Origin of the sequence: Cupriavidus basilensis, from assembly GCF_000876015.1 — a bacterium.
Lineage (GTDB): Bacteria > Pseudomonadota > Gammaproteobacteria > Burkholderiales > Burkholderiaceae > Cupriavidus > Cupriavidus basilensis_B.
In genome coordinates, this window is sequence record NZ_BBQM01000011.1 from 43,238 (window position 1) to 57,490 (window position 14,253).

At 68.0% G+C, this 14,253-nt stretch carries 12 protein-coding genes and 1 riboswitch; of the genes, 5 read left to right on the forward strand and 7 right to left on the reverse strand.

Annotated elements, in window-relative coordinates; all coding sequences use genetic code 11:
• Positions 1-5 precede the first annotated feature (5 nt).
• The 7 genes from KF708C_RS06495 to glyA all read right to left on the reverse strand — a co-directional run bounded on the left by KF708C_RS06495 (position 6) and on the right by glyA (position 9,650).
• Entirely contained in the window at positions 6-4,814 is a 4,809-nt protein-coding gene (locus tag KF708C_RS06495) for a pilus assembly protein (protein WP_059411250.1), read from the reverse strand.
• 58 nt (positions 4,815-4,872) lie between these two features.
• Entirely contained in the window at positions 4,873-5,475 is a 603-nt protein-coding gene (locus KF708C_RS06500; protein WP_082079455.1) for a pilus assembly PilX family protein, read from the reverse strand.
• Positions 5,476-5,483: 8 nt separating this feature from the next.
• Entirely contained in the window at positions 5,484-6,347 is an 864-nt protein-coding gene (locus KF708C_RS06505; RefSeq protein WP_020205624.1) for a PilW family protein, read from the reverse strand.
• Positions 6,344-6,889: a type IV pilus modification protein PilV gene (pilV, locus tag KF708C_RS06510; RefSeq protein WP_059411251.1), complete on the reverse strand. Its 546-nt coding sequence runs from the start codon at positions 6,887-6,889 to the stop codon at positions 6,344-6,346. Before pilV ends, KF708C_RS06505 begins: the two co-directional genes overlap by 4 nt.
• A gap of 4 nt (positions 6,890-6,893) precedes the next feature.
• Positions 6,894-7,577, reverse strand: a complete 684-nt coding sequence (locus KF708C_RS06515; protein WP_197090321.1) for a GspH/FimT family pseudopilin — start codon at positions 7,575-7,577, stop codon at positions 6,894-6,896.
• Positions 7,578-7,772: 195 nt separating this feature from the next.
• Positions 7,773-8,240 (reverse strand): transcriptional regulator NrdR, encoded by a 468-nt coding sequence (nrdR, locus tag KF708C_RS06520; RefSeq protein WP_020205621.1) that lies wholly within the window; start codon positions 8,238-8,240, stop codon positions 7,773-7,775.
• A 162-nt stretch (positions 8,241-8,402) separates the two neighbouring features.
• The gene (glyA, locus tag KF708C_RS06525; protein ID WP_020205620.1) at positions 8,403-9,650 is read right to left on the reverse strand and encodes a serine hydroxymethyltransferase; all 1,248 of its coding nucleotides are present in this window, start codon (positions 9,648-9,650) and stop codon (positions 8,403-8,405) included.
• A 122-nt stretch (positions 9,651-9,772) separates the two neighbouring features.
• A riboswitch (ZMP/ZTP riboswitch) is annotated at positions 9,773-9,874 on the reverse strand.
• Positions 9,875-10,047: 173 nt separating this feature from the next.
• Here glyA and ybgC point away from each other — a divergent pair.
• The 5 genes from ybgC to tolB all read left to right on the forward strand — a co-directional run bounded on the left by ybgC (position 10,048) and on the right by tolB (position 14,246).
• The gene (ybgC, locus tag KF708C_RS06530; RefSeq protein ID WP_029044165.1) at positions 10,048-10,452 is read left to right on the forward strand and encodes a tol-pal system-associated acyl-CoA thioesterase; all 405 of its coding nucleotides are present in this window, start codon (positions 10,048-10,050) and stop codon (positions 10,450-10,452) included.
• Complete coding sequence (gene tolQ, locus KF708C_RS06535) at positions 10,449-11,132, forward strand: protein TolQ (RefSeq protein ID WP_059411252.1); 684 nt, start codon at positions 10,449-10,451, stop codon at positions 11,130-11,132. The genes ybgC and tolQ overlap by 4 nt, the downstream gene beginning before the upstream one ends.
• Before the next feature lie 58 nt (positions 11,133-11,190).
• Positions 11,191-11,628, forward strand: a complete 438-nt coding sequence (gene tolR, locus KF708C_RS06540; protein ID WP_020205616.1) for a protein TolR — start codon at positions 11,191-11,193, stop codon at positions 11,626-11,628.
• A gap of 30 nt (positions 11,629-11,658) precedes the next feature.
• Positions 11,659-12,816 (forward strand): cell envelope integrity protein TolA, encoded by a 1,158-nt coding sequence (tolA, locus tag KF708C_RS06545; protein ID WP_059411253.1) that lies wholly within the window; start codon positions 11,659-11,661, stop codon positions 12,814-12,816.
• A 134-nt stretch (positions 12,817-12,950) separates the two neighbouring features.
• The gene (gene tolB, locus KF708C_RS06550; RefSeq protein ID WP_052166008.1) at positions 12,951-14,246 is read left to right on the forward strand and encodes a Tol-Pal system beta propeller repeat protein TolB; all 1,296 of its coding nucleotides are present in this window, start codon (positions 12,951-12,953) and stop codon (positions 14,244-14,246) included.
• The last annotated feature ends 7 nt before the right edge of the window (positions 14,247-14,253 follow it).

Sequence of the window (14,253 nt, forward strand, 5' to 3'; positions counted from 1 at the left end):
GCGCGTCAATGCAGGATCTCGCGCCACGTCAGGCGGCCGGTCGGGCTGCCCGCGCTTTCGGACACGGTTTCCTGGTTGCCGCTGGTGCCGGTCAGGAACTTGCATTCCTTGTTCGGGCCGCACCGTGTCACCGTCGGCGTGGGCGTGACGCCGACCGTGGACTGGCGTCCGCCGACGTATTGCTGGCCGCCGTTGCTGCCGTTCACCATGTCGCGCGGGTCGAAGTAGCCATCGTTGTTGACGTCGAACGGCGAGACGGGAAGCCGCCCGCCGGATAGCCCGCTGAGTTCCATCAGCCAGCTCGTGCCGCCGTTGGCGCACAGGTCGCCGGACGGAATCAGCGTGGAGAACACGATGCGGTTGCCGCGGATCTGCGGGTTGTAGACCACGCGCTCGCCCTGGCCGGGCAGGCCCGGGGAGAGCAGGTTCAGGTACCAGCCGCCGGTCGTGCCCGACTGGGAGTACGTCACGGTATTCTGGCTGACGAGCCGGTACGCAAAGCCGTTGTACAGGAGTTCCTGGCTGATGGTCTGGGCGACCAGGTTGTTGCGCGACACGGTGGCCGCGCCCACGGTGTCGCGGTCCCAGATGCCGTAGAAGCTCTGCGTGCTCATGTCGGCCGGGTCGCTGGTGTCCACGTAGCGGCCGGTGCCGAACAGCACCATGAAGCCGCCGGCCGGATTGCGCATCACGTCCACCGAGGAGGTGATCGGCTGGCGCTTGCCGCCGTCGTCGGTGGCCACGAACAGCAGCGAGCGGGCGCTGGCCTGGGTCCAGGCGGACGGGCTGGTGCTGCGCAGGTCGAACTTCCACAGGTTGCCGAGCAGGTCGCCGGCATAGAGGATGTCGGTGGTGCCGTCGCCGTTGATGTCGGTCGGGAAGACCTGCGCGATGCCGTTGGCCGCGGTCGCGGCGGCGTCGTCGACCGACAGCTTCAGGTAGTCGGTGCCCAGCACCCAGCTCTTGGAGCCGGCGGGGCGGTCCAGGAACACGATGTAGATGTACCCCTTGGCGGCGGTGCTGTTGAAGCCGTTGCCGAACACCGCCGCCCACTTGCCGTTGGCCAGCTTGATGATAGCGGGCTGGCCGAACGTGTAGCCGAGGTCGGCGTCGCTGCTGCTGGTGAATTCCCACAGCACGGTGCTGGCCGCCGTGCCTTCGGCGATCGATTCGGGATCGGTCACGTCGAGCGCGTAGATGCCCTTGCCGCCCGCGGCGAGGCCGCCCACCAGCACCGTCTTCCAGGCGTTGTTGACCAGCGCGTCGCCGGTGGCCGGCGTGCCGTCGACGTAGTAGGCGTGGGTGTAGCCGGTATCGGTGAGCTTGGCCAGCGTGCCGTACAGCGGCGAGGGCACGTAGGCGAACAGTTCCTTGCCGGCGTCGGAGCCGGCGTCCGTGCTGGGGTTGGCGGAGAACGCGTGGAGCATGCCGTCGTTGGCGCCGACGTACAGCATCGGCTTGCGGTTGCGCTTGTTGGCGACGAAGGTCGCGTAGCCGGCGTCGGCCAGGCCGGCATTGGGCACGCCGACGTACTGCGGGCTGGAGTTGACGATGTCGCCCAGCAGCGTGTTGGGCCGCACGCGGAACTTGCCCTGGGCGTCGCCTTCGTTGCTCTGGTCGCCGCGCAGCCAGTTCAGGCGCGCCTGGCCCTGGGCGTCGGTGAGATTGAGCGCGGTGCGGTACGTCGCGGGCAGGTTGCTCCAGCGGAACGGGATGCCGCTGCCGGCCGCGCTGTCGTAGGACAGGATGTTGCGGTTGTTGGCGACGGCGCCCTTGAGCAGCAGCCCGGCGTCCCACAGCGCGGGCTGTTGCAGCAGGCCGTCCGCGTTCACCGCGTAGGCCAGCAGCTGGCCGGACCAGTCGGTGCCGTTGAAGCGGGCCTGGTAAATCCGCGAGCCCGTGGTCAGCGACGACGAGTTGGTCGCCACCGACGCGGCCGACGAGGTCTGGAGGATGGACAGGAACGCGCGCTCCAGCGCCGCCGACAGCGCGCCGGGGTTGGTGGCGTAGAAGTAGTTGTCGGGCAGGCCGTCCGTGCCGCCGCTGCCGTCGGACAGACGCACGTCCCATTCGGAGACCTGGTCCGGCGTGTTCGAGCCGTTCAGGTCCTTGAAGCCGCCCCACTTCGCCGCGTAGTACAGCGGATCCTGGAACTGCGAGCCGCTCTTGCCGTTGGCGGTGTAGGTGACGCTGGTTTCTGGGTCGCCCAGCGCGCAGTTGCTGCAGCCGCCGCTGGCGTTGAGCTGCGAGCCGGACGGCGTCACCGTGACGTTGACCGGGTCGGTGTAGCTGAAGCCCAGGATGCCGGAGTGGAAGTGCGTGCCGTCCTTGTCGGTGCCGGAGACCGTGTAGCCGAAACCCTGCCCGTTGGAGGTGGACGCGGAAACCACCTTGGTCGAGATCTTGATGGTGTCGCCGCTGACGCTGTAGGTCAGCGTGCCCCACACGTCCTGGTCGTAGTCGCCGCCGGCGATGGAGTCTTCCCAGTTGACGTAGAACTTGCCGCTGGTGGCCGTCTGGCTGATGACCTTGAAGTCCACCAGCGTGCCGTTGCTGGCGGGCACGCCGCTCGGATGCAGCTGGTAGGACGGCATGATGGTGACCGTCTTGCCGTTCACGTTGACGTTGATCTTGGGCGTGGTGGTGGCGAGCTGCACCGCGTAGGTCGCGACCTTCAGCGATTTCTGGTCGCCGTCCGGCACGCCCAGCGTCTTGCCGTCGCGGATCCGGTTCATGTGGGCGAACAGCGCGGCCCCGGCGATCTGGAACGTGCCCTTCTGCGAAGGGCCTTCCGGGCAGATGCCGAGCACGTCGCTGAAATTGGACACGGCCTTGGCCGAGCACATGTTGTCGATCACCGAGCCCACGCCGCCGGCGAACCAGGTCGCCTTGCCGTCGACGCCTTCGCCGGCGCCGACCTTGTTGGTCCAGGGGCTGACGCTGCCGGTGGTGTTCAGGTCGGAGAACTTGTCGAGCTGGTCGCCATCGTAGGAAGTGACGCTGGAGTTGAACACGAGCGTGTTCAGCGGCGAGCAGTAGGGCGCCTTGCCGGGGTCGGTGGCGGGCAGGTCCAGCGGGTTCGCCCAGCCCGGACTGGTGAGCTTGAGCGTGGCGTCCTTGCCGCTGCCGCTGGCGGCAAAGCGGCTGTCCGGCGATTTGCCGGCGAAGTAGCGCAACGTTTCGAGATAGATCTCGGAGATCGGGTTGCCCCAGGTGGAGCAGTTGCCTTCATTGGCCGGCTGGTTCTGCGCGGTGCTGCCGCCGCTCGAGACGATGCCGGTCTGCTGGTAGTTGCATTTGTCGGCGTTGACGTAGCTGCCGTCGCTGTAGCTGTATCCGTAAGGGCGCAGGTGGTCGATGTTCCAGACGATGCCCTTGACGGCGCTGGTGCCGGAGAACAGGAAGGTGCCGTTGTCCGGGTTGATCTCCTGCGCGAAATTGGTCACGTTCCGGCGCAGCATGCCGCCCGAGATGTTCTTGTCGTAGGTGCCGGTCATCAGGCCGAACAGCATCTGCCCGGTCTCGCCGTACTTCTGCAGCAGTCCGTAGGGCTTGTAGGTGGTGCCGTACTGCTTGCAGTTCTCGGTGCCGATCAGGCCCGCCACGCAGACCTGCACGCGCGCGTTGAAGGTGCCGGTGGCCTGGCCGGAGCCGAGGCCGCGCGTGCCCTGCACGGGATTCTCGGCGGACGAGTTGATGCCCGAGACCGCGGCCCGGTTGCCGTTGGAGGAGCCTGAGACGGAGACGTTGTTGCTGCCGACCTTGATCGACGGCAGGAACGACCCCTGCGTGTTGTTCTCCTCGCCGTACCAGTTGCACTGCCACTTCTCGCTGGCGCCCCAGGTGGCGTAGTTGCCCTTGACCACGCGCAGCACCGGCGCCTGCGTGTTGTTCTGCGAGTTGAGGTTGCTGGAATCCTTGGGCGTGACGTTGCAGATGGTCAGGCCGCCGCGGGTCAGGTTCTTCACCGACCACGACGAATAGGTGGCGCTGGTGCCCTTGGGGTCGGACACGCCGTCCGGGTAGACGGCCACGCTGACCTGCTGGCTGCCGCTGGTGGCGGTCACCCAGCCGGTCAGCGTGGTGTTGGCCGGCGCCGCGGAATCCTTCGCCGTGAACTGGAGCTGGTCGCCGATCTGCATGTTGCTGTTGGCGCTCAGGCTGACGGTGATGACGTTGGCCCGCATCTGGATGTTGCTGCTCGACGTCACGGTGCCGATGTCGGACATCAGCTCCACGTCGCTGAACGGCACCAGCTTCTTGATGTCGGCGTCGTTGTTGTAGTACTTGGCCCAGGCGTGCGCGTCCATCGGCAGGAAGGCGCGCTCCAGCACGGTGGTGGCGTTGTCGGTCGAGCGCATGCCGCCGTAGAGGATCTTGCGCACCTCGTCGATCCGGCTCATGGTGGCCCAGTTCAGGAAGTTGCCGCTCCAGGTGGTGCCGTCGCAGTACTTGGTGGTGGTGACCGCCTTGGGCACGAAGCCCTGGATCGTGCTGCTGTCGTAGCCGTAGCACTTGTACGAGTCGAAGTAACCCGCGTAGTCGATGCCGTTGTTGTACGTGGTGTCGAGCGCGCCGTCGTTGTTCAGGTCGGTGTAGTCGTTGTACGCCTTCTGGTGCAGCGAATGGTCCTTGGACAGGTCGATCATCACCATCGGCGGGACGTTGCCGCCGGCATAGAGCGGCCGCGCGGCCAGGTTCAGCTGGGCGGCGGATGCCGAAGCGAGCGCGAGCAGGAACGACACCGCCAGCAGGACGCGCTGCAGGTGGCCGACGGGACGGCCGAGAAGGCTGCCAAGGATATGCTGGGTCATGGTGGGCCCGACAGGTAATGTGACAGGTAATGGGACACGCAAGGGCTGCAAGTACCGCTCAGAAACGGACAACTTCCTGCACCGTGACCTTGGTGGCGGGATTGGCGCCGTAGCCAAGCGCGGTCACGCGAAAAACGTATTGCGTCGCACCGGCGCGCAGGCTGCCCTGCGCGATGTCCGGGATCGATTCGATGATGTAGCGCGGCTGCTGCGAGACGCCGCCCGAATTGGCATTGGCGGCCAGCGGCATCTTCTGGGCCGCGCTGAGGTTGGTTATCTCGCCCAGCGCGACCGAGCGGTTCGGGTCTTCGAGGTACAGGTCCCAGACCTGGCTGCCGCTGTCGGCGGGGACGCAGAAGCCCTTGTAGCCCTGGATGTCGCAGGTCGGGGAGGCGCCGGTGCGCCCGGTCAGGCCGCGCGTCACGCTGATGTCGTTGCGCGCGTCGCGCAGCGCGGCTTCGGCCGCCTGCAGCGCGATGTTCTGGTCGCGCGCGTTGCGGGCCATGCGCTCGGAGGACAGGCTGGTCAGGCTGGCCGCCACGCCGAGCAGCGTCAGGATGATGAGGAACAGCAGCACCATGACCAGCGAGATGCCGCGCTGCGCGCCGCGCGCTGGCTGGCGGGCGGGGGCGGGACGGCGGAGTGGGGTGGGGTGGCGCATCTCGGGGCCTAGTTCAGTCGGTTGCGGACGGCGATGTAGAAGCTGATGTGCTTGCGCAGCCGGCCATCGTCCGGCAGCGCGGCGACGCTGCCGGCGTCGCCGGCCGGCGCGCTGTCGGCGGCGGCGTAGCCCTTGCCGAAGTGGTTGAGCGTGAACGAGGCGGGCTTGGGGTTGGAGCGCGCCGCGCCGCGCAGCACCATCGAGATGCGCAGGGCCCGCACGTTGCCCATGTTGGCGATGCCGGGCGGGACGTAGCGGTTGATGGTGTCGTCGTTGTCGGTGTCCTCGCCGAGCAGCACCTGGAAGAATTCGACGCCCTGGAACAGCGGCGTGGGCGCGCCGTTGACCGTGCATTGCAGCCACGGCGTGCCGGCGGCGTCGTTGACCACGGAGAAGGTCTCCACGGTCTCGAAGTTGCCGTTGACGTTCTCGCCCAGGCAATTCACCGCGGAGCCGTCGGCCACGGGCGCGCTGGCCGGCACGGCGCCCGGGGTGGGGTCGCCGCCGGCCTTGGACGAGCCGAAGTAGCGGAACGTCACGCTGTCGCTGGTGTTGACGCCGTCGTCGTTGGTGGCGTCGAGCGGCTTGGCCGTGCCGAAGTCGTTGCCGTAGTAGGTGAAGTCGCTGTAGCCGGCCTGGCGCGCCTCGCGCTGCAGCAGCTGGCCGATGGCGCGCGCGCTGGCCTGGATGTCGGCCACGTCGCCCTGCGTGTCGTAGGAGCGCCGCTGCGCCAGGTAGACCGAGCTGGTGGCGATCATCAGCAGCATCGCGATGACCAGCCCGACCATCAGCTCCACCAGCGTGAAGCCGCGGGCGGCGGCGGGCCGGCAAGGGTGGCGGTGGCGGCGCGGGCTCGGGGTCGACGGGTTCATGGCACGAGCGCGGTGACGAAGCGTTGGGTGGCGTTCTTGCCCTCGCGCCACCAGATCTTGATGACGTAGGGCGCGCCGGGCTGGTTGTCGCAGGCCGCCGCGGCGGGTCCGCTGCCGTCGTCGGGCGTGCTGTCGATGCAGACCGTGCCGGAGCCCGCCGGCAGCGCGTCGGCGAGGTCGTCGACCCAGTCCTGGAAGCTGCTGCGCGCCATCGCGTCGGTGGGGCAGCCCGCCGCCGTGTAGCACGCGGGCGTGGTCTGTCCGGTCGGCAGGTTGTAGGTGCCGGCCTTGGTCGCGGTCTCGTTGCTGCGGATCTGGTCGGCGAGGTTGTAGGCCATCACGGTGGCGATGTTGCGCATCGACGCGGTGCGGTTGTCGAGCAGCGTCTGCATCTGGAGCACGGTCAGGGCCAGCACGCCGATCGACAGGATGACCAGCGTGACCAGCGCCTCGATCAGCGTGAAGCCGCGCGCCTGGCCGGGCCGGCGGCGCGGCGCACGCTGCGGGCGCGTGGCGGCGGGGTGAGCGAGCGGGCGGCTCATGGCGTCACGACGCATTGCAGGCGGCCTGCTGGGAGCTGGCGCGGCCGGTGCCGGTCAGCGAGACCGTCAGCCCGTCGGCGGTCGAGCCGTGCTCGCAGAATTGCCAGGCGGCGTTGGGCGGCGTCGACGCGCCGAACGAGCGGAACCGCACCACGGTGCCGGAGGGGATGTTGCTGGCCACGACCGCGGTCCGGGCGTTCGGCGCATCGCTGTGGCGGACGACTTCCTCGCTGGCGCCGATCTGGCCGTCGCTGTCGGCATCGATGAAGATGACGCGGCGCCTGGACCAGTCGTCCGTGCAGCTGGCGCCGTCCGCGGTCGGGCAGATGGTGACGGTGGCGTTGCGCCGCGCGGCCTCGCTGCGCGCGGTCTCGATGTCGCTGATCAGCCTGGACGACTCGCTCGTCATCCGGCTGCGATGCAGGAAGGAACTGAAGTTCGGGATGGCCGCCGCCGCCAGGATGGCCAGCACCGACAGCGTCACCATCAGCTCGATGAGCGTGAAGCCGCCCGCGCGGGCGGCGCCGGGCCGGTCATGGCGGTCATGCAGGGGGGAGGGAGCGGCCAGGGCGTCCCGGGAGAAATCCGGGCGCGGGCCATGCGGACGCGAGCCGGCCAGCGCCGCCCGCTTGCCGCACGGCGCTTTCCCCGGTGCCCACGATGGCCTGGCGCGCGCACGCGTCGCCAAGCCCGCTGCCGCGAGGCAGGAAGGCTGACCCATAGTGACTCCCGTCCGAAAAACTGTTCTTATCTGTTCTTATTTATTCTTTACCGGCGTACCTCGCCTCTGCGTGCGAGTCGACCGTACCTTCCACTGCGCATTGATCATAGCTGGCGCAGATTAAAAGGTAGTGCAGATTAAACAGCTTTCCTCGGAGTTCTGCTACCCCTTTCGAGGGGTAGACGAAGAAAATTCATCGAGCATGTCGCGGAATTCAGACACGTCCTCGAAACTCCGGTAGACCGAGGCGAAGCGGATGTACGCGATCTTGTCGAGCCGGCGCAGCTCGCGCATGACCAGCTCGCCCACCTGGCTGCTGGGGATTTCCTTTTCCCCCAGGCCGAGCAGCCGCTCCTCGATGCGGGCGATGGCGGCGTCGATGGCCTCGGCCGAGACCGGGCGCTTGCGCAGCGCCAGGCGCATGGAATCCTTCAGCTTGTCGCGCACGTAGTCGGCGCGCGAGCCGTTCTTCTTGACGATGGCGGGGAAGGAGCGCTCGATCCGCTCGTAGGTGGTGAAGCGGCGGTCGCAGGATTCGCAGCGGCGGCGGCGGCGCACGGTATCGCCTTCTTCCGACATGCGCGTGTCCAGGACCTGCGTGTTGGGATGGGCGCAAAAAGGGCATTTCATGCCTGACCACCTTGAAAGTTGAGCCTGGGCGCAGGCCGCGCGGGGCGGCGTCTCGTCATCTTGTCATTCTGTGAGACGCCGGGCCGGGTTGGCAAGGCGCGTGCCGCGCGGGGCGGCACGGGCTGCCGGCCGCCCGCGCGCAGGCGGGCGGCGCAGGGCGCGTCAGCCGTAGACCGGGAAACGCTTGGTCAGGGCCGCCACCTGCTCGCGCACGCTGGCGATGTTGGCCGCGTCGTGCGGGTTGTCCAGCACGTCGGCCACCAGGTTGGCCACCAGGCGCGCCTCGTCTTCCTTGAAGCCGCGCGTGGTCATGGCCGGCGAGCCCAGGCGGATGCCCGAGGTGACGAACGGCTTTTCCGGGTCGTTGGGGATGGCGTTCTTGTTGACGGTGATGTGGGCCTCGCCCAGGACCTTCTCGGCTTCCTTGCCGGTGATCTTCTTGGCGCGCAGGTCGACCAGCATCACGTGGCTCTCGGTGCGCCCGGAAACGATGCGCAGGCCGCGCTCGATCAGGGTCTCGGCCAGCACGCGGGCGTTCTTGACCACCTGCTGCTGGTAGGTCTTGAACTCGGGCGAGAGCGCTTCCTTGAAGGCCACGGCCTTGCCGGCGATGACGTGCATCAGCGGGCCGCCCTGGATGCCGGGGAAGATGGCCGAGTTGATGGCCTTCTCGTGCTCGGCCTTCATCAGGATCACGCCGCCGCGCGGGCCGCGCAGGCTCTTGTGGGTGGTGGTGGTGACGAAGTCGGCGTGCGGCACCGGGTTGGGGTACTCGCCGGCGGCGATCAGGCCGGCGTAGTGGGCCATGTCGACCATGAACAGCGCGCCGATCGACTTGGCCACGCGCGCGATGCGCTCGAAGTCGATGCGCAGCGCGAAGGCCGAGGCGCCGGCGATGATCAGCTTGGGCTGCTTTTCGCGGGCCAGCTTTTCCAGCGCGTCGTAGTCGATGTCTTCGTTGGCGTCCAGGCCGTAGCTGACCACGTTGAACCACTTGCCGCTCATGTTGAGCGCCATGCCGTGGGTCAGGTGGCCGCCTTCGGCCAGGCTCATGCCCATGATGGTGTCGCCCGGCTTGAGCGCGGCGAAGAACACGCCCTGGTTGGCCTGCGAGCCGGAGTTGGGCTGCACGTTGGCGGCTTCGGCGCCGAACAGTTGCTTGACGCGGTCGATGGCGAGCTGCTCGACGATGTCGACGTACTCGCAGCCGCCGTAGTAGCGCTTGCCGGGATAGCCCTCGGCGTACTTGTTGGTCAGTTGCGAGCCCTGCGCGGCCATCACGGCCGGCGAGGTGTAGTTCTCGGAGGCGATCAGCTCGATGTGCTCTTCCTGGCGCTGGTCTTCCTTCTGGATGGCGGCGAAAAGCTCGGGGTCGATCTGGTCGATCGTATAGCGGCTGCGTTCGAACATGGCGAAAAACTCGTCTTAAGAAATGGGGATCCGAATGGCTTCGGGGTAGGGCGCGCGGGGAAGGCACAGGCGACCGGCACCGGACACGCTGAACGTCCGGCGCAGGGCGCACCCTGCTTCCCATTCGCTGCCCAGGCGAGCGGCAGGCGCTTGAAACTTCGCGCCAGAGAGCTTGCGCTTCCTCGTGGTAGTACCCACTGACTTCGCCAGTCGCGCAAGATGGAATGGTTGGCGGCAGTTTACGCGAGGCGCCGGCCGGCTGCAAGACGGCCCGGCGCGGCCTAGGCGGCAGGCCCTAGCGGAAAGCCGGCGGCTTGTCTGTCAACTAATGTAATTGTTGTAATGTCGGGCAAGGGTTTACACCGGGTTGGGTCGGCTGTCCGCTACAATCGCGGCCATGAGTCACAATGTGTGGGCCCTGCGGGTGTACTGGGAAGACACCGACGCGGGCGGCGTGGTTTTCTACGCCAATTACCTGAAATTCTTCGAGCGCGCCCGGACCGAGTGGCTGCGCTCGCTCGGCATCGGGCAGCAGGCGCTCGCGGACGAAGCGGGCGTGGTCTTTATCGTCAGGAGCACGGCGGTGGACTACAATGCCCCCGCCCGTCTGGACGACCTGCTCGAGATCCGGACACGGATTGAACGGGTTGGACCGGCATCTGTCCAATTCGCCCAGGAAGCCTGGCGTGGGGAGCAATTGCTGGCCACCGGCGCCATCCGTGTCGGATGTGTTGATCGCAGCACGTTCCGCCCGACCCCTATCCCCGCCCCCGTCCTCGCAACCATCAAGACCGCCCGATGAACCCCGTGACCGTCACGCAAGACCTGTCGATCATTTCGCTGGTGCTGCACGCCAGTCTGCTCGCGCAGGCCGTCATGGCGCTGCTGCTCGTCATGTCCCTGTTTTCGTGGACATACATTTTCCGCAAGCACCTGGCGCTGCGCGCGGCGCGCACCCAGACCGAAGGCTTCGAGCGCGACTTCTGGGCCGGCGGCGACCTGCAGGCGCTGTACCAGAGCGCGGCCAACAACCGCCACAGCACCGGCGCGCTGGAACGCATCTTCGAGTCCGGCATGGGCGAGTACCTCAAGGCGCGCGAGCGCAACCACGAAGCCGGCGCGCTGCTCGACGCGGCCCGCCGCGCCATGCGCGCGGCCTACCAGCGCGAGATGGATGTGCTGGAATCGCATCTTCCGTTCCTGGCCTCGGTCGGTTCGGTCAGCCCGTACATCGGCCTGTTCGGCACCGTGTGGGGGATCATGAACGCATTCCGCGGCCTGTCGAATGTGCAGCAGGCGACGCTGGCATCGGTGGCCCCCGGGATCGCCGAGGCGCTGGTCGCCACCGCCATCGGCCTGTTCGCGGCCATTCCGGCCGTGATCGCGTACAACCGCTACGCCACCGAGATCGACCGGCTGGCCATCCGCTTCGAGAGCTTCATGGAAGAGTTCCTGAACATCCTGCAACGCCAGACCCGCTGACGCCACGGTTCGCGCAAGACACACGGATACGTAGCCAAGGTCAAGGAGAAACCCGCATATGGCAGCGATACAGCGCCGCGGCGGCTCGCGCCGCCGGGCCAGTGCCGAGATCAACGTCGTGCCCTATATCGACGTGATGCTGGTGCTGCTCGTCATCTTCATGGTGGCGGCACCGATCGTGAATCCGGCGGTGGTCGACCTGCCCACCGTGGCCAACGCCACGCCGCAGCAGAAGGCGCCGCCGATCGTCGTGACCGTGCACGAGGACGGCCAGCTGACCGCGCGCGGCAAGGACAATGCCGGCAACGCCTTCGACCGCAAGGTCGACAAGGACGGCCTGCTGGCATTCGTGCACCAGCGCCAGGAAGAGAACCCGGACCAGCCCGTGGTGATCGCCGCCGACCGCGCGGTCAAGTATGAGTCCGTGCTCGACGTCATGTCGGTGCTCAAGGGCGACGGCGTCAAGCGCGTCGGCCTCATGGTCAAGTCAAAGTAACCCGACATTCAACAGGCATCGCCGCGCGAGATGAAGACCGCCGCCTATCCTTATCAGCCGGTCAAGGAGCGGGGAACCCTGCGTTCCTTCCTGCTCGCGCTCTTCATGCATGTGTTGCTGGGCATCGTGCTGTATTACGGCGTGCACTGGCAGAGCAGCACGCCGGTCGGCGCCGAGGCCGAGCTCTGGGACGAGATCCCCGATACCGCCGTGGCGCCGCCGCCCCGGCCCGCGCCGCCGCCCGAGCCGGTCGCGCAGCCGCGCCCGGTGCCGCCCGCGCCCGCGGTCCGGTCGCGCGCCGAGGAAGAGGCCGACATCGCGCTCGAGCAGCAGAAACGCCGCCAGGCCGAGGCCGCCGCCCGCGAGGAAGCGCGCCGGCAGGCCGACCTGCGCGCGCGCCAGGAAGCCGAGCGCCAGGAAGAAGCCCGCAAGGAGGCGCAGCGCAAGGAAGACCAGCGCCGCGAAGATCAACGCCGCGAAGATCAACGCCGCGAGGACCAGCGCAAGGAGGACTTGCGCAAGGAAGCCCAGCGCAAGGAAGACGCGCGCAAGCTCGCCGCCCAGCAGGAACAGCAGCGCAAGGAGCAGGCCGAGCGCGACCGCAAGGAAGCCGATGCCAAGGCGCGTGCCGACGCCAAGGCCCGCGCCGATGCGAAGGCCCGCGCCGACGCCGCCGACGCCAAGGTGCGCGCGGAGGCCGACGCCAAGGCCAAGGCCAGCGCGGACGCTAAGGCCGCCGCTTCCGCGAAGGCCAAGGCGGACGCCGATGCCAAGGCCCGCGCGAATGCCGCGGCCGGCGCCCAGCGCCACGCCGAACTGGCGCGCCTGCAGGCGCTGGCCGGCGGCGCGGCGGCGCCGGGCGGGGCCGGCGGTGTCGGCAGCAGCGCGGGCAGCGGCGCCGGCAGCGGCGGCAAGGCTTCGCCGGGCTATTCGGACCGCGTGCAGCGCCGCGTGCAGCCCAACGTCAAGTATTCGGAGGACTTCCCGGCCAGCCTGGCGGCCGTGATCGCGGTCAGGCTGGCGCCGGACGGCGCGCTGCTTTCCGCCCGGGTCAAGACCTCGAGCGGCAACGCGGCGTGGGACGAGGCGGCGCTGCGGGCGGTGCAGAATTCGGACCCGCTGCCCAAGGATGAGAATGGCAAGGCACCCCCGAGTTTCGACATCCGGCTGCGCCCGCATGCCAACTGACGGCGCGAACGTAACAATATGCATAGTGAGCGGAAGCCCGGCGACGATGCAGCTACTATCTAGCCGTCCTTGCCGCTCATGTCCGGCAAGGACGGCGAGTCAACCCATCTGTTAGGAAACCGTTAGGAAACCACATGCGATTCTGCAAACGGAACATAGCCTGGATAAAGGGATTCCTCCTTGGCGGCCTGTTGCTGCTGGCAACCGGCGCGCAGGCGCAATTCACGGTCGAAGTCACCGGCGTGGGCCCTACCCAGTTCCCGATTGCCACCGCCAATTTCCAGGGCGAGGCGCAGGCCCCGCAGAACCTGACCGCGATCATCCGCAGCGACCTGCAGCGCAGCGGCCGTTTCCGCAACGTCGACGTGGCCGGCGCCACCGTGGCCGAATCGGCCAGCGTCGACCTGGGCAGCTGGAAGTCGCGCGGCGCCGACGCCTTCGTGGCCGGCAGCGTGACCCCGGCCGGCAACGGCCAGTACGACGTGCGCTTCCGCCTCTACGACACGCAAAAGGGGCAGAGCCTCGGCGGCCTGGCCTTCACGGTCAGCGCCGGCCAGCTGCGCGTCACCGCCCACAAGATCGCCGACTACATCTACGAGAAGCTGCTCGGCGAGCGCGGCGTGTTCGCCACGCGCCTGTCCTACGTGGCGCGCGTGGGCGGGCGCTACCAGCTGCTGATCTCGGATTCGGACGGCCAGAACTCGCAGGTCGCGCTGACCAGCAACGAGCCGATCATCTCGCCGTCGTGGTCGCCGGACGGCACCAAGGTCGCCTACGTCTCGTTCGAGGCCAGGAAGCCGGTGGTCTACGTGCATGACCTGGCCTCCGGGCGCCGCACGCTGGTGTCCAACCAGAAGGGCAACAACAGCGCGCCGTCGTGGTCGCCCGACGGCCAGCGCCTGGCGGTGGCGCTGTCGCGCGACGGCAATACCCAGATCTACCAGGTCAACGCCGACGGCTCCGGCCTCAAGCGCCTGACCCGCAGCAGCGCCATCGACACCGAGCCGCAGTACGCGCCGGACGGCCGCGGCATCTATTTCACCAGCGACCGCGGCGGCGCGCCGCAGATCTACCGCATGCCCGCGGGCGGCGAGGACGCCGGCGCGGCCCAGCGCGTGACCTTCAAGGGCAGCTACAACGTCAGCCCGCGCATCTCGCCGGACGGCAAGCAGCTGGCCTACATCACGCGCAGCGGCGGCTTCAAGCTGCAACTGATGGATCTGGGCAGCGGCGATGTCACCGCGCTGACCGACACCGCCAACGACGAGGCCCCCAGCTTCGCCGCCAACGGCAAGTACATTCTTTACGCCACCCGGGTGGGAGGTCGCTCGGTGCTGGCGGCGGTATCCACTGACGGGCGCACCCGGCAGGTTCTGTCCCTCCAGTCCGGCGAGGTTCGCGAGCCGTCCTGGGGTCCATTCATGCAATAACGAGGAG

What these genes read in the sequence shown, in the direction of transcription:
- KF708C_RS06500 (WP_082079455.1), bottom strand. Translation starts at nt 5,475, where the DNA reads ATGCGCCACCCCACCCCACTCCGCCGTCCCGCCCCCGCCCGCCAGCCA.
- tolR (WP_020205616.1), top strand. Translation starts at nt 11,191, where the DNA reads ATGGCAGCGATACAGCGCCGCGGCGGCTCGCGCCGCCGGGCCAGTGCC.
- glyA (WP_020205620.1), bottom strand. Translation starts at nt 9,650, where the DNA reads ATGTTCGAACGCAGCCGCTATACGATCGACCAGATCGACCCCGAGCTT.
- tolA (WP_059411253.1), top strand. Translation starts at nt 11,659, where the DNA reads ATGAAGACCGCCGCCTATCCTTATCAGCCGGTCAAGGAGCGGGGAACC.
- tolQ (WP_059411252.1), top strand. Translation starts at nt 10,449, where the DNA reads ATGAACCCCGTGACCGTCACGCAAGACCTGTCGATCATTTCGCTGGTG.
- KF708C_RS06505 (WP_020205624.1), bottom strand. Translation starts at nt 6,347, where the DNA reads ATGAACCCGTCGACCCCGAGCCCGCGCCGCCACCGCCACCCTTGCCGG.
- ybgC (WP_029044165.1), top strand. Translation starts at nt 10,048, where the DNA reads ATGAGTCACAATGTGTGGGCCCTGCGGGTGTACTGGGAAGACACCGAC.
- nrdR (WP_020205621.1), bottom strand. Translation starts at nt 8,240, where the DNA reads ATGAAATGCCCTTTTTGCGCCCATCCCAACACGCAGGTCCTGGACACG.
- pilV (WP_059411251.1), bottom strand. Translation starts at nt 6,889, where the DNA reads ATGAGCCGCCCGCTCGCTCACCCCGCCGCCACGCGCCCGCAGCGTGCG.
- tolB (WP_052166008.1), top strand. Translation starts at nt 12,951, where the DNA reads ATGCGATTCTGCAAACGGAACATAGCCTGGATAAAGGGATTCCTCCTT.
- KF708C_RS06495 (WP_059411250.1), bottom strand. Translation starts at nt 4,814, where the DNA reads ATGACCCAGCATATCCTTGGCAGCCTTCTCGGCCGTCCCGTCGGCCAC.